The organism is Kitasatospora sp. NPDC054795 (genome assembly GCF_053611565.1).
The window spans coordinates 1-18973 of sequence record NZ_JBSHAP010000046.1 but is presented as its reverse complement, the minus strand read 5'-3'; the positions used below and the strand labels follow the sequence as shown (position 1 = coordinate 18973).

The 18973-nt window shown below is 72.7% G+C and carries 18 protein-coding genes; all 18 read right to left on the bottom strand.

The window, feature by feature from the left end; translation table 11 throughout:
• Positions 1–93: 93 nt before the first annotated feature.
• The 18 genes from ACWGJO_RS18395 to ACWGJO_RS18310 all read right to left on the bottom strand — a co-directional run bounded on the left by ACWGJO_RS18395 (position 94) and on the right by ACWGJO_RS18310 (position 18781).
• Entirely contained in the window at positions 94–1554 is a 1461-nt protein-coding gene (locus ACWGJO_RS18395) for a glutamate synthase subunit beta (protein WP_452184978.1), read from the bottom strand.
• Positions 1547–6148: a glutamate synthase large subunit gene (gltB, locus tag ACWGJO_RS18390; RefSeq protein ID WP_452185024.1), complete on the bottom strand. Its 4602-nt coding sequence runs from the start codon at positions 6146–6148 to the stop codon at positions 1547–1549. Before gltB ends, ACWGJO_RS18395 begins: the two co-directional genes overlap by 8 nt.
• Before the next feature lie 417 nt (positions 6149–6565).
• Entirely contained in the window at positions 6566–7288 is a 723-nt protein-coding gene (locus ACWGJO_RS18385) for a VIT1/CCC1 transporter family protein (RefSeq protein ID WP_452185022.1), read from the bottom strand.
• A 162-nt stretch (positions 7289–7450) separates the two neighbouring features.
• Positions 7451–8479 carry a prolipoprotein diacylglyceryl transferase gene (gene lgt, locus ACWGJO_RS18380; protein WP_452184976.1) on the bottom strand — a complete coding sequence of 343 codons (1029 nt, stop codon included), beginning with the start codon at positions 8477–8479 and terminating at the stop codon, positions 7451–7453.
• A 119-nt stretch (positions 8480–8598) separates the two neighbouring features.
• Positions 8599–9462, bottom strand: coding sequence for a DsbA family protein (locus tag ACWGJO_RS18375; RefSeq protein WP_452184974.1), 864 nt, complete (start codon positions 9460–9462; stop codon positions 8599–8601).
• A gap of 81 nt (positions 9463–9543) precedes the next feature.
• Positions 9544–10053 carry a MauE/DoxX family redox-associated membrane protein gene (locus tag ACWGJO_RS18370; protein WP_452184972.1) on the bottom strand — a complete coding sequence of 170 codons (510 nt, stop codon included), beginning with the start codon at positions 10051–10053 and terminating at the stop codon, positions 9544–9546.
• Between the two features lie 128 nt (positions 10054–10181).
• Positions 10182–10385 (bottom strand): hypothetical protein, encoded by a 204-nt coding sequence (locus ACWGJO_RS18365; protein WP_452184970.1) that lies wholly within the window; start codon positions 10383–10385, stop codon positions 10182–10184.
• 229 nt (positions 10386–10614) lie between these two features.
• Positions 10615–11439: a tryptophan synthase subunit alpha gene (gene trpA, locus ACWGJO_RS18360; RefSeq protein WP_452178436.1), complete on the bottom strand. Its 825-nt coding sequence runs from the start codon at positions 11437–11439 to the stop codon at positions 10615–10617.
• 2 nt (positions 11440–11441) lie between these two features.
• A complete protein-coding gene (gene trpB / locus ACWGJO_RS18355) occupies positions 11442–12704 on the bottom strand; it encodes a tryptophan synthase subunit beta (RefSeq protein ID WP_380546877.1) in 1263 nt (420 codons plus the stop codon).
• A 68-nt stretch (positions 12705–12772) separates the two neighbouring features.
• Positions 12773–12922, bottom strand: coding sequence for a tryptophan biosynthesis modulator TrpM (trpM, locus tag ACWGJO_RS18350; protein ID WP_188296911.1), 150 nt, complete (start codon positions 12920–12922; stop codon positions 12773–12775).
• A 10-nt stretch (positions 12923–12932) separates the two neighbouring features.
• Complete coding sequence (trpC, locus tag ACWGJO_RS18345; protein WP_359910194.1) at positions 12933–13739, bottom strand: indole-3-glycerol phosphate synthase TrpC; 807 nt, start codon at positions 13737–13739, stop codon at positions 12933–12935.
• 329 nt (positions 13740–14068) lie between these two features.
• Complete coding sequence (locus ACWGJO_RS18340; RefSeq protein WP_452184968.1) at positions 14069–14509, bottom strand: DUF2752 domain-containing protein; 441 nt, start codon at positions 14507–14509, stop codon at positions 14069–14071.
• A 102-nt stretch (positions 14510–14611) separates the two neighbouring features.
• Positions 14612–14875, bottom strand: coding sequence for an HGxxPAAW family protein (locus ACWGJO_RS18335; protein ID WP_380546879.1), 264 nt, complete (start codon positions 14873–14875; stop codon positions 14612–14614).
• A 136-nt stretch (positions 14876–15011) separates the two neighbouring features.
• Positions 15012–15596: a TIGR02234 family membrane protein gene (locus ACWGJO_RS18330; protein WP_452184966.1), complete on the bottom strand. Its 585-nt coding sequence runs from the start codon at positions 15594–15596 to the stop codon at positions 15012–15014.
• Between the two features lie 82 nt (positions 15597–15678).
• Positions 15679–16218: a Uma2 family endonuclease gene (locus ACWGJO_RS18325; protein ID WP_452184964.1), complete on the bottom strand. Its 540-nt coding sequence runs from the start codon at positions 16216–16218 to the stop codon at positions 15679–15681.
• Between the two features lie 20 nt (positions 16219–16238).
• The gene (locus ACWGJO_RS18320) at positions 16239–17762 is read right to left on the bottom strand and encodes an anthranilate synthase component I (protein WP_452184962.1); all 1524 of its coding nucleotides are present in this window, start codon (positions 17760–17762) and stop codon (positions 16239–16241) included.
• 38 nt (positions 17763–17800) lie between these two features.
• Positions 17801–18172, bottom strand: coding sequence for a phosphoribosyl-AMP cyclohydrolase (hisI, locus tag ACWGJO_RS18315; protein WP_387730629.1), 372 nt, complete (start codon positions 18170–18172; stop codon positions 17801–17803).
• Between the two features lie 39 nt (positions 18173–18211).
• The gene (locus ACWGJO_RS18310; RefSeq protein ID WP_452184960.1) at positions 18212–18781 is read right to left on the bottom strand and encodes a hypothetical protein; all 570 of its coding nucleotides are present in this window, start codon (positions 18779–18781) and stop codon (positions 18212–18214) included.
• Positions 18782–18973: the final 192 nt, after the last annotated feature.

The following is an 18973-nucleotide window of genomic DNA, read 5'->3' as shown; positions in this document are numbered from 1 at the left end:
CGTTGGCCCGGCGACGCTGGCGGGGGCAGCGGGTTGAGCTCCCGGCGATGCGGCGCCGGGCGTTCGGTGGAGGCCGGTCGGACCGTCCGTCCGTCAGACCACCAGGGGGCGGTCCGTGGGCCGGATCGGGGCGGGAAGCGGGGTCTTGCCGCCCAGGTACCTGTCCACCGCGGCGGCGGCCGAACGGCCTTCCGCGATGGCCCAGACGATCAGCGACTGGCCACGGCCGGCGTCTCCGCAGACGTACACGCCATCGACATTGGTGGCGAACCGGCCATCGCGGGCAATGTTACCGCGCGCGTCGAGGTCCGCTCCCAGCTGCTCGACCAGCCCGTTCCGCACGTCCGTCCCGGTGAAGCCCATGGCCAGGGTGACCAGCTGCGCGGGGACGGCCCGCTCGGTGCCGGGCACCGGCTCGAACCGGCCGTCCTTGAACTCCACCTCGACGAGGTGCAGTTCCTGGACGTTGCCGTCCTCGTCGCCGGTGAAGCGGGTGGTGTTGACGGAATAGATCCGCTCGCCGCCCTCCTCGTGCGCGGAGGTGACCTTGTAGGTCATCGGCATGGTCGGCCACGGCTGGTGCCCGGGCCGCTCCTCGCCGGGCCGCGGCATGATCTCCAGCTGGGTGACGGAGGCCGCCCCCTGCCGGTGCGCGGTGCCCACGCAGTCCGCGCCGGTGTCGCCGCCGCCGATCACGACCACGTGCTTGCCCTTGGCGCTGATCGGGGACTCGACGAAGTCGCCCTCCTGCACCTTGTTGGCCAGCGGCAGGTACTCCATGGCCTGGTGGACGCCCTTGAGCTCGCGTCCGGGCACCGGCAGGTCGCGGGCGGTGGTGGCGCCGGCCGCGACGACCACGGCGTCGAAGCGCTCGCGCAGCTGCTGGCCGGTGATGTCCTCGCCGACGTGCACGCCGGTGCGGAACCGGGTGCCCTCCGCCCGCATCTGCTCGATGCGGCGGTTGATGTGGCGCTTCTCCATCTTGAACTCGGGGATGCCGTAGCGCAGCAGTCCGCCGATCCGGTCGGCCCGCTCGTACACCACGACGGTGTGCCCGGCCCGGGTGAGCTGCTGGGCGGCGGCGAGGCCGGCCGGGCCGGAGCCCACCACGGCGACGGTCTTGCCGGAGAGGCGCTCGGGCACCTGCGGGGTGACCCCGCCCCGGTCCCAGGCCTTGTCGATGATGGTGACCTCGACGTTCTTGATGGTCACCGCGTCCTGGTTGATGCCGAGGACGCACGCGGACTCGCACGGAGCCGGGCAGAGCCGGCCGGTGAACTCGGGGAAGTTGTTGGTGGCGTGCAGCCGCTCGATCGCGCCGACGAAGTCGTCCCGGTAGGCCAGGTCGTTCCACTCGGGGATGAGGTTCCCGAGCGGGCAGCCGTTGTGGCAGAACGGGATGCCGCAGTCCATGCAGCGGCCGGCCTGCTCGGTGACGATCGGCAGGAGGCTGCGCTCGACGTAGACCTCGTTCCAGTCCTTGAGGCGGACGTCGACCGGGCGGCGCTCGGCCAGCTGCTTGGGCGTGGTCAGGAAGCCCTTGGGGTCAGCCATTAGCCGCCTCCATCATCTTCGCGGTGGTCTCGGCCTCGGAGAGGCCATCGCGCTCAGCGGCGTCCTTGGCGGCGAGCACTGCCTTGTAGTCGGTCGGCATGATCTTGGAGAAGCGGGAGACCCCGCTGCCCCAGTCCGCCAGGAGTTCGGCGGCGACGGTGGAGCCGGTCTCCTCGTAGTGCTGCTGCACGGTGTCGCGCAGCCAGTCGCGGTCGGCGGCGGTGGGGGCCTCGATGCCCACCATGCCGTCGTTGACGTTGGCGGGGCGCAGGTCCAGGACGTACGCGATGCCGCCGGACATGCCCGCCGCGAGGTTGCGTCCGGTCTCGCCGAGGACGACGACCCGGCCGCCGGTCATGTACTCCAGGCCGTGGTCGCCCACGCCCTCGACCACCAGGGTGGCCCCGGAGTTGCGGACGGCGAAGCGCTCGCCGGCCTTGCCGCGCAGGTGGACGCGGCCCGAGGTGGCGCCGTAGCCGATGGTGTTGCCGGCGATGACGTGGTTCTGGGCGTCGTTGCCGATGGCCGCCGCCTCGCGGGCCGGGCGGACGACGACGACGCCGCCCGAGAGGCCCTTGCCGACGTAGTCGTTGGCGTCGCCCTCCAGGCGCAGGGTCACGCCGCGCGGCAGGAACGCGCCGAAGGACTGCCCGGCGGAGCCGGTGAAGGTGACGTCGATGGTCCCCTCCGGCAGGCCCTCGCCCCGGTACCGCTTGGTCACCTCGTGGCCGAGCATGGTGCCGACGGTGCGGTTGACGTTGCGGATCGGCAGCTGGATGCGGACGGCGTCGCCGCGTTCCAGCGCGTCCTCGGCGAGCGTGATCAGCTGGTTGTCCAGGGCCTTGTCGAGCGCGTGGTCCTGGGTGGTGGTGCGGTGCCGGGCGGCCCCTTCGGGCAGCGCGGGCACGTGGAACAGCGGGGCGAGGTCCAGGCCGGCGGCCTTCCAGTGGTCGATCGCGGCCCGGGTGTCGATGTGCTCGGCGTGGCCGACGGCCTCCTCGATCGAGCGCAGGCCCAGCGAGGCCAGGATCTCCCGGACCTCCTCGGCGATGAACTCGAAGAAGTTGACCACGAATTCGGGCTTGCCGGAGAACCGCTCGCGCAGCACCGGATTCTGGGTGGCGACGCCGACCGGGCAGGTGTCCAGGTGGCAGACACGCATCATGATGCAGCCGGAGACCACCAGCGGGGCGGTCGCGAAGCCGAACTCCTCGGCGCCGAGCAGCGCGGCGATCACCACGTCGCGGCCGGTCTTCAGCTGGCCGTCGGTCTGGACGACGATGCGCTCGCGCAGCCCGTTGAGCAGCAGCGTCTGCTGGGTCTCGGCGAGTCCGAGCTCCCAGGGCCCGCCGGCGTGCTTCAGCGAGGTGAGCGGCGAGGCGCCCGTCCCGCCGTCGTGCCCGGACACCAGCACGACGTCCGCGTGCGCCTTGGACACGCCCGCGGCGACCGTCCCGACGCCGACCTCGGAGACCAGCTTCACGTGGATGCGGGCCGCCGGGTTGGCGTTCTTGAGGTCGTGGATCAGCTGCGCCAGGTCCTCGATCGAGTAGATGTCGTGGTGCGGCGGCGGCGAGATCAGGCCGACACCCGGGGTGGAGTGCCGGGTCCTGGCGACCCAGGGGTACACCTTGTGGCCGGGCAGCTGGCCGCCCTCGCCGGGCTTGGCGCCCTGGGCCATCTTGATCTGGATGTCGTCGGCGTTGACCAGGTACTCGGAGGTGACGCCGAACCGGCCGGAGGCGACCTGCTTGATCGCCGAGCGGCGCTCCGGGTCGTACAGCCGGTCCGGGTCCTCGCCGCCCTCGCCGGTGTTGGACTTGCCGCCGAGGCGGTTCATCGCGATGGCCAGGGTCTCGTGCGCCTCGCGCGAGATCGAGCCGTACGACATGGCGCCGGTGGAGAAGCGCTTGACGATCTCGGAGACCGGCTCGACCTCCTCGACCGGGATCGGCTCCCGGCCGAGGCCGTCCAGCTGGAACAGGCCTCGCAGCGTCATGAGCCGCTCGGACTGCTCGTTCACCCGGTCCGTGTACTGCTTGAAGATGTCGTAGCGGCGGTTGCGGGTGGCGTGCTGGAGCCGGAAGACGGTGTCCGGGTCGAACAGGTGCGGCTCGCCCTCGCGGCGCCACTGGTACTCGCCGCCGATCTCCAGGGCGCGGTGCGCGGCCGGGATGCCGGAGGCCGGGTACGCCTTGGCGTGCCGGGCGGCCGTCTCGCGGGCGATCTCCTCCAGGCCGATGCCGCCGAGCTTGGTGGTGGTGCCGGCGAAGTAGCCGTCGACCAGGTCGTGGGAGAGCCCGATGGCCTCGAAGACCTGGGCGCCGCGGTAGGAGGCCACGGTCGAGATGCCCATCTTGGACATGACCTTGAGCACGCCCTTGCCGAGCGCCTTGATCAGGTTCCTGATGGCCTTCTCGGGTTCGACGCCCGCGATGAACACACCCTGGGCGACCAGGTCCTCGACCGACTCCATCGCCAGGTACGGGTTGACCGCCCCGGCGCCGTAGCCGATCAGCAGCGCGACGTGGTGCACCTCGCGGACGTCGCCCGCCTCGACCAGCAGCGACACCTGGGTGCGCTGCTTGGTGCGGATCAGGTGGTGGTGGACGGCCGAGGTGAGCAGCAGCGAGGGGATCGGCGCGTGCTCGGCGTCGGAGTGCCGGTCGGAGAGCACGATGATCCGGGCGCCGTCGGCGATCGCCGCGTCGGCCTCGGCGGCGATCTCGGCGAGCCGGGAGGCCAGGCCCTGGCCGCCGGTGGCGACCTTGTAGAGGCCGGAGAGCGTGACGGCCTTGAGGCCGGGCTGGTCGCCGTCGGCGTTGATGTGGACGAGCTTGGCCAGCTCGTCGTTGTCGATCACCGGGAAGGTGATGCCGACCGAGCGGCAGGCGGCGGCCTCGGCGGCCAGCAGGTTGCCCTCGGGGCCGAGGTTGGACAGCAGCGAGGTGACGAGCTCCTCGCGGATGGCGTCCAGCGGCGGGTTGGTGACCTGCGCGAAGAGCTGCACGAAGTAGTCGAACAGCAGGCGGGGCTTCTCGCTCAGTGCGGCGATCGGCGAGTCGGTGCCCATCGAGCCGAGCGCCTCGGCGCCGGTGCGCGCCATCGGCGCGAGGACGACCCGCAGCTCCTCCTCGGTGTAGCCGAAGGTCTGCTGGCGGCGGGTGACGGAGGCGTGGGTGTGGGCGATGTGCTCGCGCTCGGGCAGCTTGGCGAGCTGGATCTGCCCGCCGTCGACCCACTCCTCGTAGGGGTGCTCGGCGGCGAGGGCGGACTTGACCTCCTCGTCCGGGACGATCCGGCCCTCGGCGGTGTCCACCAGGAACATCCGGCCGGGCTGGAGGCGGCCCTTCCTGGTGACCTTCTCCTGGTCGATGTCGAGCACGCCGACCTCGGAGGAGAGGACGACCAGGCCGTCCTCGGTGATCCAGTACCGGGCCGGGCGCAGGCCGTTGCGGTCGAGCACGGCGCCGATCTGGTTGCCGTCGGTGAAGGTGACGCAGGCCGGGCCGTCCCAGGGCTCCATCAGGTTGGAGTGGTACTGGTAGAAGGCACGGCGGGCGGGGCTCATGGTGGCGTGGTTCTCCCACGCCTCCGGGATCATCATCAGCACCGAGTGCGGCAGCGAGCGGCCGCCGAGGTGGAGCAGCTCCAGGACCTCGTCGAAGGAGGCCGAGTCGGAGTGGTCCGGGGTGCAGATCGGGAAGATCCGCTCCAGGCCCTGCCCGTTGCTGTTGGCGGGGATGAGGTCGGTGGCGAGCTGCGACTCCCGGGCGTGCATCCAGTTGCGGTTGCCCTTGACCGTGTTGATCTCGCCGTTGTGGGCGACGAAGCGGTACGGGTGGGCGAGCGGCCAGCTCGGGAAGGTGTTGGTGGAGAACCGCGAGTGCACCAGGCCGATCGCGGACGCGTAGCTGCGGTCCGACAGGTCGGGGAAGAAGGGCTCCAGCTGGCCGGTGGTCAGCATGCCCTTGTAGACGATGGTGCGCGCGGACAGCGACGGGAAGTACACCCCGGCCTCGCGCTCGGCCCGCTTGCGGACCACGAAGGCGATCCGGTCCAGCTCGATGCCGACCCGGTCGGCGCCTGCCAGGAAGACCTGCCGGAAGCGCGGCATCACGCTGCGGGCGGCGGCGCCGAGCAGGTCGGGGGTGACCGGGACGTCGCGCCAGCCGAGGACGGTCAGGCCCTCCTCGGCGGCGATGCCCTCGATCCGGGCGACGGCCGCGGCGTCCTTCTCGTCGTCCTCCGGCAGGAAGGCGATGCCGACGGCGTAGGAGCCGGCCGCCGGGAGCTCGAAGGAGACCCTCCCGCGCAGGAAGGCGTCGGGGATCTGGGTCAGGATGCCCGCGCCGTCGCCGGAGTCGGGGTCGGCGCCGGTGGCGCCGCGGTGCTCCAGGTTGCGCAGGACGTTCAGCGCCTGCTCGACGATGGTGTGGTCGGCGATGCCGGTCAGCGTGGCGACGAAACCGACGCCACAGGCGTCGTGCTCGTTCCGCGGGTCGTACAGGCCCTGAGCAGCAGGTCGCGCATCCGGCACGAGCGCGTACGGCTGGCGGGCGGCGCCGGCCTGGGGCTCGTTGGCGGAGTGCATGGATGCAGACAGCATCGGCTCTCCCGTCGTCGTCTTTCGGCAAGTTGGTGCAAGTAGGGACGACGTTGGCCCTGATGCGATGGTGCGGTGTCGTGCAAGTTACATGATGCCCACGATCCCGAGAAGCGGAATATCCCGTCCACATGGCGGGACGACACGCAGGTCAGGGGGTGTATGGGAGGACGCGCCACAGTGCACGTCCTGACGATTGTGCCCAACCGTCCACCGCCCGAAACAGGGGCGAACCCGGACCGCCACAGAAGCCGATCATGAACGCCTGCGATTCCATCCCGGGAGCCCGTCCGCGGATGCGAATCCGCGGCTCGGGGGCCCGAATAGTGAGACAGTGCCAGGCGTCGCCGGGTGCCCATGTGTGAAACGTCACGCACTGCTCAGCATAGTCATGCACGACTCCGGTCAGCCCACATGGCCGCCGATCAGCCACCCGAGCAGGTAGGTCACCCCGGCCGCCGCACCGCCCAGCACCAGCTGCCGCAGCCCGCTGAACCACCAGCTGCGCGCCGTCACCCGGGCCACCACCGCGCCGCACAGGAACAGTCCGGCCCCGGCCAGCAGCATCGCCGGCAGCAGCGCGGTCGCCCCCAGCAGGTACGGCAGCAGCGGCAGCAGCGCGCCGAGCGCGAAGCACAGGAACGACGAGCCGGCCGCCACCAGCGGCGAGGGCAGATCGGTCGGGTCGACGCCCAGCTCCTCGCGGGCGTGCACCTCCAGGGCCAGCTCCGGGTCGGCGGACAGCTGCCGGGCCACCTCGTGGGCCAGGTCCGGGTCCACCCCGCGCGACACGTACAGCTGGGCCAGCTCGGCCAGCTCCCCGTGCGGATTACGGCTCAGCTCCAGCCGCTCGGCCTCGATCTCGGCCTGCACCAGCTCCCGCTGCGAGGCCACCGAGGTGTACTCCCCCGCCGCCATCGAGCAGGCGCCGGCCGCCAGGCCCGCCAGCCCGGTCAGGATCACCGTCCCGTTGGACGCCGCGCCGCCGACCACGCCGGTCATCAGCGCGAAGTTGGACACCAGCCCGTCCACCGCGCCGAACACGGCCGGCCGCAGCCAGCCCCCGTTGACGTCCCGGTGGTGGTCGGCCGCGGGTATCCGGGGCTGGTGTCCGGCGTCTGCCTCCATGGTGATCGTGCTCATCGTCGTTCCCCTCCGTCGTGGTTCGTCAGCCCTGAACGTAGCCCGCCTGACCTGGGCATTTCCAGCAAAGTAAGGCTGTCCGAACACCACTGAGGCCACCCTTCGCAAACCTCGCGAAGGGTGGCCTCGTCCGGGGGAAGCCCCAGGTCAGATGGGGTTCTTGACGTCCTCGCCGACCGTCTCGGCGGCCGCCCCGTCGGCCACGGGCCCAGCCGGCTCGCGCAGCACCGGCTTCCCGTCGGCCTTCTCCGGGGCCTTCCCGTCGGCCTTCTCCTCGGCCTTCTTCCCGCTCTTCTCGCTCGTGCCGCTCTTCTCGCTGGACTCGGCGTCCTCCGCCGCCAGGTGCGCGGCCGGATCGATGCTCGCCGGGTCCTCCCGCCCGGGCCGCGTCCTGCCCACGATCACGAAGTACGCCACCGCGGCGACGAACACCCCGATGGACACCCAGTCGTTCAGCCGCAGGCCGAAGTAGACGTGCGCCTCGTCGATCCGCAGCCACTCGGTCCAGAACCGACCCACCGTGTACGCGGCCACGTACAGCGCGAACGCCCGGCCGTGGCCCAGCGTGAACCGGCGGTCCGCCCAGATCACCAGCACCGCGACGCCGACGCACCACAGCGACTCGTACAGGAAGGTCGGGTGGTAGACGCCCTTCACGACCTCGCCGTTGGCCAGCGTCTTGTCGATCTCCAGGCCCCACGGCAGGGTGGTCGACCGGCCGTACAGCTCCTGGTTGAAGTAGTTGCCCCAGCGGCCCAGCGCCTGCGCGAGCGCGATGCCCGGTGCGATGGCGTCGGCGTACGCGGGCAGCGGCACGCCCCGGCGGCGGGCACCGATCCAGGCCCCGACCGCGCCCAGCGCGACGGCGCCCCAGATGCCGAGACCGCCCTCCCAGATCTTGAGGGCGTCCCAGGGGTTCTTCCCCTCGGCGAAGTACAGCCGGCCACCGTCGGTGATCACGTGGTAGAGACGACCGCCGACCAGGCCGAACGGCACGGCCCACACGGCGATGTCGCCGACGGTGTGCTTGGCACCGCCCCGGGCGACCCAGCGCTTGCTGCCGAGCCAGACGGCAACGACGACACCGAGGATGATGCAGAAGGCGTAGGCGCGCAGCGGGATCGGTCCCAGGTACAGGACGCCCCGCGACGGGCTGGGAATGTAGGCGATATCCATGGCAGTTCCGACGCTACAGGGTCCGACGGCCCGTTCGGGGCCCCTTGTGGTCACAGAAACCGAACAACGGGCGGCGCCGCCCCCTCCGGACGGGGAGGGAGCGGCGCGGCGGAGCGGGCTCAGCCGGCCGTCGGCGACGGGTTGTTGGCCTCCGAGGCGGTGCTGGTCGGCGCCGGGGTCTGCCCGTGCGAACCCGCCGTACCCAGCTGCTTGCCCTGGTTCGCGGCGTCCACCCAGGCCACCAGGTTGGCCGGGGTGATCTCCTCGCTGCCGTTCTTCGGGTAGATCGGCTGGCCGTTGAGCAGCACCGTCGGGGTGGACTTGAAGCTGGACTTGTCGAAGTCCTGCTGCACCGCCGACACCCACCCGCCGAACTTGTTGTCGTTGACGCAGGACTGGAACTCGGGCGTGTCCAGGCCGTTGACCTGCTTGGCCAGGCTGAGCAGCACGGCCTTGTCGCCGAAGGCGTCGTTGGTCTCGTCCGGCTGGTTGCGGTACAGCACGTCGTGGAAGTCCCGGAAGTGCCCGGCGTCCTGGGCGCAGCCCAGGGCGTTGGCGGCGGTCTTGGAGCCCTTGCCCCCCACGGCCCGGTCGATGAACGACACGATGTGGTAGTTCGTGTAGATCTTCCCGGCGTCCTCCAGCTGGTCGATGGTGGAGGAGAACTCGCGCTCGAAGGTGCCGCAGGCGGGGCAGCGCGGGTCCTCGTAGACCGTGAGGACGGAGGGCGCGTTGCCCGCGCCGACCGGGATGACCAGGTTCTTGTCGCCGATCGTCCCGGCCGGGGCGGCGGTCGGCGTCTCCGGCTTGGAGCGCTGGTTCTGCACCACGACGCCGACGATCACCGCGGCGGCGATCACCGCGAGCACGGAACCGCCCACGATCAGCTTCTTCTTGCGCCGGGAGGAGACCTCCTCGGCCGCCCGCTGTTCCAGCATCCGCTCGCGGGCGGTGCGCTTGCCTTCTCGGTTCTTCTCGCTCATTGCCTTGACATCCACGGTCGGGGGCCTTCGTCGGGTGCAGGGGTGTGGGGGTCAGCTCGCCGGTGCGGGGGTGCGGGGGGGTCAGTTCGCCAGCCAGGCGTCCACCGACAGCCGGATGCGGGGCCGCCACAGCAGCCACCCGGCCAGCAGCAGGAACCCGGTGTCGCGCAGGATCTCCTGGAGGTACTCGGTCCGGGTCTCGTCGACGTGCCCGCCACCGCCGAAGCAGCCGCAGTCGATCGAGATGCCGCGTGCCCAGGCGGAGGCGATCCCGGCGATGAAGACCAGCAGCAGCACCGCGGAGACCCCGGCCACCAGCCGGACGCCGAGGCCCACCACCAGCAGCACGGCCAGGGCCAGCTCCAGGAACGGCAGGCCGTAGCCGATCGGCTTGACCAGGGCCTCGGGCAGGATCTCGTAGGCCCGGACGGCCTGGGCGGCCTCCGCCGGGTCGGAGACCTTCGCCAGCCCGGCCCATCCCCAGACCACCGCGAGGCCGAGCCGCACGACCGTGCCGAGCCACTCGCTCCAGGCCGGCACCGGTCTCGCCGCCCGCGGCGTGGGCGCGGAGCCACCGGGCTGCGCGGTCATCAGGGAACCCCCGTCGGGAAACTCGTTCACTCCCTGAGGAACCGCGAGGAATGAGGCGTGGTTCCTCCGCATTCAGGAATGAAGCCGGACGGGTGACGTTCTGTCCGAATGGACCGAACACCTGCGCGTCAGCGGCACCCCGCCAACCATCCCGCTTCGAACAGATCGGGATGCCGGGCCGCCTCCGCGCACGCCACCGCCTCCCGCTCCGCGCGCTCGGCCCCGCGCCTGGCCAGCGCGTGCCCCACTTCCACGTGCACCCCGACCGCGGCGCCGAGCGCCAGCACGGCTGCCGCCGCCCGCAGCAGAACGGCCCGCTGGAAACCCTGCACCGGCTCACCCCTTCCGCTCGTCACCGCAACCGTTCGTGCACTCGTCCCTCCACTCAACGTCCGTCAACCCCGGCTGATGCGTGTCCCCACCCCTTGTTCACCCGTTCGGGCCCGCAGTCCGGCCGGAGCGCGCAGAGAAGCCGCGCGCCCGTGCCCACGCCCCGCGAAAAGCCGACGGCCCCCCACTCCCCGAGGAGTGGAGGGCCGTCGGCCGGATGTTCCTGCCGCGTCAGCTCCTGCGGACGCCCTGCGCCAGCTCTCCGGCGAGGGCCCGCACCGCGTCCAGCGCCGCCGCCTCGTCCTCGCCCGCGGCCAGGATCCGCTTCACGAACGCCGACCCGACGATCACGCCGTCCGCGAACCGGGCGACCTCGGCCGCCTGCACCGCGTCCGAGACCCCGAGCCCGACGCAGACCGGCAGGTCCGTCGTCGCCCGGGTCCGGGCGACCAGGTCCTCGGCCATCGACCCGACGGCCGACCGCGTCCCGGTCACGCCCATCACCGCGGCCGCGTACACGAACCCGCTCCCGGCCGCCGTGACCTCCGCCAGCCGCGCGTCCTTGCTGCTGGGGGCGACCACGAACACGGTGTCCAGCCCGTGCTCGTCCGCCGCCTTGCGCCACTCCTCGGACTCCTCCACCGGCAGGTCCGGCAGGATGCACCCGGCGCCGCCGGCGGCCGCCAGGTCCGCCGCGAACCGCGCCACGCCGTAGCGGTCGACCGGGTTCCAGTACGTCATCACGAGCACCGCGGCCTCGGGGTGCGCCGAGGCGACCTCCTGGACGGTCCGCAGCACGTCCTTGATCCGCACGCCGCCCCGCAGCGCGATGTCGTCGGCGGTCTGGATGACCGCGCCGTCCAGCACCGGGTCGGAGTGCGGCAACCCGACCTCGACCACGTCGCAGCCGCCCTCGATGAGCGCGTTGACCGCCCGGATGCCGCCGTCCACGGTCGGGAACCCGGCCGGCAGGTACCCGATCAGCGCGGCCCGGTCCTCGGCCTTGGCGGCCGCCAGGACACCGCTCAGCTTGCCGGCGCTCAGCTTGGAAGTCATGATCACTTACCCCCCTCGGCGGCGCCGTCGCCCGCGCCGCCGGCCTGCTCGTCGTACAGGCCGAAGTACTCGGCCGCGGTGTGCATGTCCTTGTCCCCGCGCCCCGACAGCGAGACCAGGATGGTCGCCTCCGGCCCGAGCTCGCGCCCCAGCTCCAGCGCCCCGGCGAGCGCGTGGGCGCTCTCGATGGCCGGGATGATCCCCTCGGTGCGGGACAGCAGCCGCAGCGCCTGCATCGCGGCGTCGTCCGTGACCGGCCGGTACTCCGCCCGCCCGGTGTCCTTCAGCCAGGCGTGCTCCGGCCCGACCCCCGGGTAGTCCAGCCCCGCCGAGATCGAGTGCGACTCGACGGTCTGCCCGTCCTCGTCCTGGAGGACGTACGTCCGGGAGCCGTGCAGCACCCCCGGGTCGCCCTTGGTGAGGGTGGCCGCGTGCCGGGGCGTCTCGGCGCCCTCGCCCGCCGCCTCGCAGCCGATCAGGCGCACCCCGGCGTCCGGGATGAACTCGTGGAAGATCCCCATCGCGTTGGAGCCGCCGCCGACGCAGGCCACGACCGCGTCCGGCAGCCGGCCGGTCCGGTCGAGCACCTGCTGCCGCGCCTCGACGCCGATGATCCGGTGGAAGTCCCGGACCATCATCGGGAACGGGTGCGGCCCGGCGACGGTGCCGAACAGGTAGTGGGTGGAGTCGACGTTGGCGACCCAGTCCCGGAACGCCTCGTTGATGGCGTCCTTGAGCGTGCGGCTGCCGGACTTGACGGCCACCACCTCGGCGCCGAGCATCCGCATCCGGGCGACGTTGAGTGCCTGGCGCTCGGTGTCGACCTCGCCCATGTAGATGGTGCAGTCGAAGCCGAACAGGGCGCAGGCCGTCGCGGTGGCCACGCCGTGCTGGCCGGCGCCGGTCTCGGCGATGATCCGGGTCTTGCCCATCCGCCTGGTGAGCAGCGCCTGGCCCAGCACATTGTTGATCTTGTGCGAGCCGGTGTGGTTGAGGTCCTCGCGCTTGAGCAGGACGCGCGCGCCGCCCGCCTCGGCGGAGAAGCGGTGCACGTCGGTCAGCGGGCTCGGGCGCCCGGTGTAGTCCTTGAGCAGCGCGTCGAGCTCGGCGGCGAAGGCCGGGTCGGCCTTGGCCTTCTCGTACTCCTCGGCGACCTGCTCGACCGCGGCGACCAGCGCCTCGGGGATGAAGCGGCCGCCGTACGCGCCGAAGTAGCCGCGCGCGTCCGGCACCTGGGCGCCGGGCAGGTAGTCCTTTTCGGACATGGTGGTTTCCCTTGAACGGAGATGGACGACGATGACGTCTTCCCGGCCGGAGGTCGGCCGGACCGGATTCAGCCGGACGTCACGCGCCATCGCCGCCCCGGCACCTGCCCGGGCTCGCACCCGATGACGTACCGCACCCGACGCCCCAGCACCCGGCGTGCGGGTGCGCGGCAGCCGCGCGGGCGGCAACCGGGGGCGAGTCGGGCGGCGATCTTCATGGGATGGGTGTCAGTCCTTGTGCCGGACGGCGGGGTGGGCCCCGGCGGCGACCAGGTCGGCGACCGCGGCACGCGGGTCCTTGCCGGTCACCAGGGTTTCGCCGACGAGTACCGCGTCGGCGCCGAGGTTGGCGTAGTTGATCACGTCCAGCGGGCCGCGCACGCCGGACTCGGCGATCTTGACGATACCGTCCGGGATGGCGTGGGCGACGTTCTCGAAGGTGTTGCGGTCCACTTCGAGCGTCTTGAGGTTGCGGGCGTTGACGCCGATGATCCGGGCGCCGGCGTCCACCGCGCGCTTGATCTCCTCCTCGTCGTGCACCTCGACCAGCGGGGTGAGGCCGATCGACTCGGCGCGCTCGATCAGCGACACCAGGGCCGGCTGGTCGAGGGCCGCGACGATCAGCAGCGCGAGGTCGGCGCCGTGCGCACGGGCCTCCCACAGCTGGTAGGCGGTGACGATGAAGTCCTTGCGCAGCAGCGGGGTCTCCACCGCGGCGCGGACGGCGTCCAGGTCGGCCAGCGACCCGCCGAAGCGGCGCTGCTCGGTCAGCACGCTGATCGCGGCCGCACCGCCGGCCGCGTAGTCGACCGCCAGGGCGGCCGGATCGGCGATCGAGGCCAGGGCGCCCTTGGACGGGCTGGAGCGCTTCACCTCGCAGATCACCCGGACCCCGTCGCCCCTGAGGGCGGCGACGCCGTCCTTGGCCTCCGGTGCCCTGGCGGCGAGCTCCTTGAGCTCGTCCAGGGAGACCCGGGCCTGTCGCTCGGCGAGGTCCTCGCGGACCCCTTCGATGATCGAGTCGAGCACACTCACTCAGGAGCCCCCATCTTTTCTGCCAGTTGGTCGGCGCGAGTCGGCGGGCGACGGCCCACCGGCACTTCGATGGTATCGGCACCCGGGGGCGGGGGGCGCATCGGTTCGAACCACGTCTCGCGGACCGGACGCCCGCAACGGCGGTCCCCAGCTGCGGCTTCACCGGCCCCACACCGGTTTTCGGACGGACTTCGCACCGGTTCAGGACGCTCTTCCGGCCGGAGCCGACCGGTGGCCGGGAAGCGGAGGCCGATGGCCGGGAACGGCGGTTGACGGCCGGGAACGGGCGGTCCACGGCCCGGCCCGGCAGAACGGCTCGACGGGCTCGATCACACCAGCGGCGGTGCCAGCCCGGCGCCGACCGGCGAGTTCCGCACCACGGTGAACACCAGTACCAGCAGCGCGATCAGCACCCAGCGCCGGGCCCCGACCGTGGTCCTGGGCGGCGGCCCGCCGGTCAGCGCGGCCCAGCCCCAGCGCAGCCAGAGCACCGCCAGCACCCCGAACAGCAGGACGGCGACGGCATTGTCGTGCAGGGCGCCGGTGAGGTCCCCGTGGGTCAGCGCGTGGACGCAGCGCAGCCCCCCGCAGCCGGGGCACCACCAGCCGGTGGCGGTCAGGAACGGGCAGTCGGGGTAGTGCCCGGGGAGGTTCGGGTCCACCACGGCGACGTAGGTGGTGGGGACGGCCACCGCCGCCAGCGCGGTCAGCGGCGGGCTCAGCCGGCGCAGCACGGGCGGCGGGGCGGAAGCGGTGGGGGCGGAGGTCACGCCCCGATTCTGCCCGGGTCGGGCCCGGACACGACGAAACGGCGGGCGTGGCGCGCCCGCCGTTCCGATGTACGACAAACGTGTGGTGCGACGAACCCGTCGTCAGGCGGCGACGGCGGCGCGGGCCTCGCGGGCCGCGACCTGCTCCTCGGCCGACTTGTAGACGTTGGTGCTGGCCTGCTGGCCCATGCCCGCGATGGACATGGCCTTGCCGACCACGCCGCCGGCCAGGACGACCGCCAGGCCGACCCAGACGAGCAGCACCGACGGCAGGATCATCGCGACGCCCGCGACGCCGAAGCCGACGAAGGAGATGACGACGCCGGTCCAGGCGGCGGGGGTGTGGCCGTGTGCTGCTGCTGCCATCTGAGTGGTGCTCCTTGGCTCTCGGGGCCCGGCCGGGCCTGCGGGGCCGCCGGCGGGTTGACGGGTTCCATTGTGCCGGGCCACACACCGGTGGCCCAAAGCGGGTGGCGGGTCTATCGCGTCACATGCGCGCAGCTCACACCGCGGTCGGGTCCTCGCCCCGGTCCAGGGCCTTCCACAGGTCCCCCGGCGTGTCGGTCTTCGCCGGGGCCTTGCGGGTCGGCGCCTCGTAGCGGCTGCCCATCGCGGGCCAGCCCCGGCCGTAGCGCAGGGTGAGCAGTCCGGCCAGGGCGAGCAGCAGCCCGCCGGCCAGCGCGACCCAGGGCCAGGCGGTGTGCGAGACCTCGGTGGCCGCCGAGCCGGTCAGCGCCAGCTTGCGGGCGGCCTCGGTGTCCAGCGCGGCGGTGTCGCCCGCCCCGGCCACCGAGGCGGCGGCCACGCCCAGCCCGGCCAGCAGCGTCAGCGCGCCGACCGCCAGCCGTCCGACGCCGCGCACCGCGAACACCGCGACGGCCGCGGCGAGGCCCACCAGGGCCAGCCCGCCGGGCAGTTCGGAGATCTTCCCGCCGCTGACGGACACGTCCAGGGTGCCGGCCCGGCCCTCGGCCCAGGTCCGCCCGACCGCGGTCAGCACCAGCACGGCGCTCAGCACGGTCAGCAGCAGCATCACGCCGAGGGTGCGGCGGCCGGACTTGGCGGGGGCGGGGGTCTGCTCAGTCACCCGTCCACTATCCCCCGGCCGACGCCCCGGTCCGTACCCGGGGTGGGGAACGGGGCGGGAAGGGGGCGGGGAACGGGGCGGGTCACGGCGTCGCGGACGGCGTGGGAAAGCCGTCCGTCCGCAGCACCACCGTCCGGCCGCCGAGCGGCAGGAACAGGTCGTTGCCGAACGGCACCCGCTCCGCCTCCCGGTACACCCCCTCGGGGGCCGGCGCGGTGTGCACGGTGCAGACCGCCGCCACCGGATCGACCACCACGTACAGCGGCACGCCGCTGCGCGCGTACGCCCTCGCCGCCTCCGCCAGGCCGGGCCGGGCCACCTCCAGCACCGCCTCGACCCCGGCCGCGGCGAACCGGCCCCGCCCGCCCCGCACCGCGTCCCGGGCGAGCACGGCCAGGTCCGGGGCGAGCACCGTGCCGGGGTCGGGCACGGGTACGGAACCCGACCCCGGATCAGGTGCGGGTGCGGGAGCGGATTCGGGCGCGGGAGCGCCGGGTGCCCCCGGGAAGTCGACCGCCACCCCGGAGAGCACCCGGCCGTGGCCCGCCGGCTGCTCGCCGAGTTGTCCGGCGGCGCCGAGCACGACCGCCCAGCGCAGCTCGTCGTACGGCACCTCGGGCATCCCGGCCGCCTCCTCGCACCTCAGGACAGTTCCGGCCTCCGCAGCGTATTGGCGGTGGCGACCGCCCGCAGCACGGCGGCCGCCTTGTTCCGGCACTCGGTGTCCTCGCCGTGCGGGTCGGAGTCGGCGACCACGCCCGCGCCGGCCTGCACGTACGCGGTACCGCCGCGCAGCACGGCGGTGCGGATCGCGATCGCGGTGTCCGAGTCCCCGGCGAAGTCCAGGTAGCCGACGCAGCCGCCGTACAGGCCGCGGCGGGTGGGCTCCAGCTCCTCGATGATCCGCATCGCCCGGGGCTTGGGCGCACCGGAGAGGGTGCCGGCCGGGAAGCAGGCGGTCAGCACGTCGAAGGCGGTGCGCCCCGGGGCGACCTTGCCGGTCACCGTCGAGACGATGTGCATCACGTGGCTGTAGCGCTCGATGTGCATGAAGTCGACCACCTCGACGCTGCCCGGCTCGCAGACCCGGCCGAGGTCGTTGCGGCCCAGGTCCACCAGCATCAGGTGCTCGGCCCGCTCCTTGGGGTCGGCGAGCAGCTCGGCGGCCAGCTCCGCGTCCTCGTGCGGGGTGGCGCCGCGGTGCCGGGTGCCGGCGATCGGGTGCAGCATCGCCTCGCCGTCGCTGACCTTGACCAGCGCCTCCGGGCTGGAGCCGACCACGTCGAAGCCGCCCTCGGTCCCGCCGTCCGGGCCGGGGAAGCGGAACAGGTACATGTACGGGCTGGGGTTGGTGGTGCGCAGCACCCGGTAGACGTCCAGCGCGGAGGCCGGGCAGGGTGCCTCGAAGCGCTGCGAGGGCACCACCTGGAAGGCCTCGCCGGCCCGGATCCGCTCCTTGATCTCCTCCACCGCGGCCCGGTACGGCTCGCCGCCGAACGGCGAGTGCACCTCGCCGGGGCCGGCCGGGGTGAAGGTGGCCAGGCCCGGGTCGACCGGCTTGAACAGCTCGGCCTCCATCGCGTCCAGCCGGGCCACCGCGTCCGCCCAGGCCTCGTCCACGCCGCTGTCCAGGTCGTTGTGGTTGACGGCGTTGGCGATCAGCAGCACCGTGCCGTCGACGTGGTCGAGCACCGCGAGGTCGGTGGCGAGCAGCATGGTCAGCTCGGGCAGCCCCAGGTCGTCCGGGTTGAGGTCGGGCAGCTTCTCCAGCCGGCGGACGATGTCGTAGCCGAGGTAGCCGACCAGGCCGCCGGTGAGCGGCGGCAGGCCGTCGTCCTGCCGGCGCGGGGTGTGCAGGGCCTGCAGGGTGGCGCGCAGCACCTCCAGCGGGTCGCCGGCGGTGGGGATGCCGACCGGCGGGCTGCCGAGCCAGCGCGCCCCGCCGTCCGGGCCGACGGTGAGCGCGGCGGCGCTGCGCACCCCCACGAAGGAGTAGCGCGACCAGCTGCGGCCCTGCTCGGCGGACTCCAGCAGGAAGGTGCCGGGGCGCTCCTCGGCGAGGCTGCGGTAGAGGCCGATCGGGGTGAGGCCGTCCGCGAGGAGCCTGCGGGTGACCGGGATGACCCGGGTGTCGACGGCGAGCTTGCGGAAGGCTTCGAGATCCATGACGGGCGGCACCTTCTGGAGTTGTGGACGGGGTGGGGTCAGGACAGCGGGAGCACGTCGGCGTCGAAGCAGGTGCGGTCGCCGGTGTGGCAGGCCGCACCGGTCTGGTCGACCTTCACCAGCAGGGTGTCGCCGTCGCAGTCCAGGGCCACCGACTTGACCGCCTGGGCGTGGCCCGAGGTGTCGCCCTTCACCCAGTACTCGCGGCGGCTGCGGCTCCAGTAGGTGCAGCGGCCCGTGGTGAGGGTGCGGTGCAGCGCCTCGTCGTCCATCCAGCCGAGCATCAGCACCTCGCCGGTGTCGTACTGCTGGGCGATGGCCGGGACCAGCCCGTCCTCGGAGCGCTTGAGCCGGGCGGCGATCTCGGGTGCGAGGGCGGTGCTGCCGGGGGCGGCGGGTGTGGTGGACATGAGCACCATTGTGTCAGCCCGCCCCACCGCCCCCGGCAGTCACGGGTGCAACTGCCCGGTGAGCTTGGGGCCGCCCTGCTTGTTGCTCGCGGTCAGGGTGCAGGTGTAGTCGCGCCAGCCCTGCTGGTAGTTGGCGGTCGCCGGGCCGAACTGGCGGCCGTAGTAGGTCCTCCCGTCGCCCTGCCGGGCCTTGGCGGCGGCCTCGGCCTCCTTGCAGCCGTCCCGCATGGCGAGCGCGAGCGGAATGTCGCCGGTGATGCCGTCCGCGAGCTTGAGGTCGGCGATCACCTCGCCGTCGTGGTCGCCGGCGCAGGGGCGCTCCTCCGGCTTGGTGATCACCGGGCTCAGCTGCGGGTGGTCGAAGCAGGCACCGACCGGGAAGAACGCGTACGGCGGCTGCGGCGTGGGCGTAGGGGTAGGTGTCGGCGTCTGGGTGGCCGTGGGAGTCGGCGTGGGTGGCGGCGGCGCGGCGGCCGGCTTCCCGTCGTCCGGCCACAGCACCGCGGTGGCCACCACCGCGAGCAGGACGACCAGCACGGCGGCGACGGTGAGGACCAGGCCGCGGGACGGGCGGGGCCCGCCTGCGGACGGCGACTGCTCGGAGGTCATGGCCACGAGGATGGCCCACCCGTCCCCTCCCCGGCAGGCAGTTCGCCGAACTCACCCCTCCGGGATGCCGTCCACACCTGCAGCGATGCCGTGGGACACGCCCTCAGGAGAACAAAAGCTATTTAGATGGACGGGATTCGGGTGTGGGGGGAAGGCCAGGCCCCAGCCCCCCCCCCCGAGGACCCCTGTGCG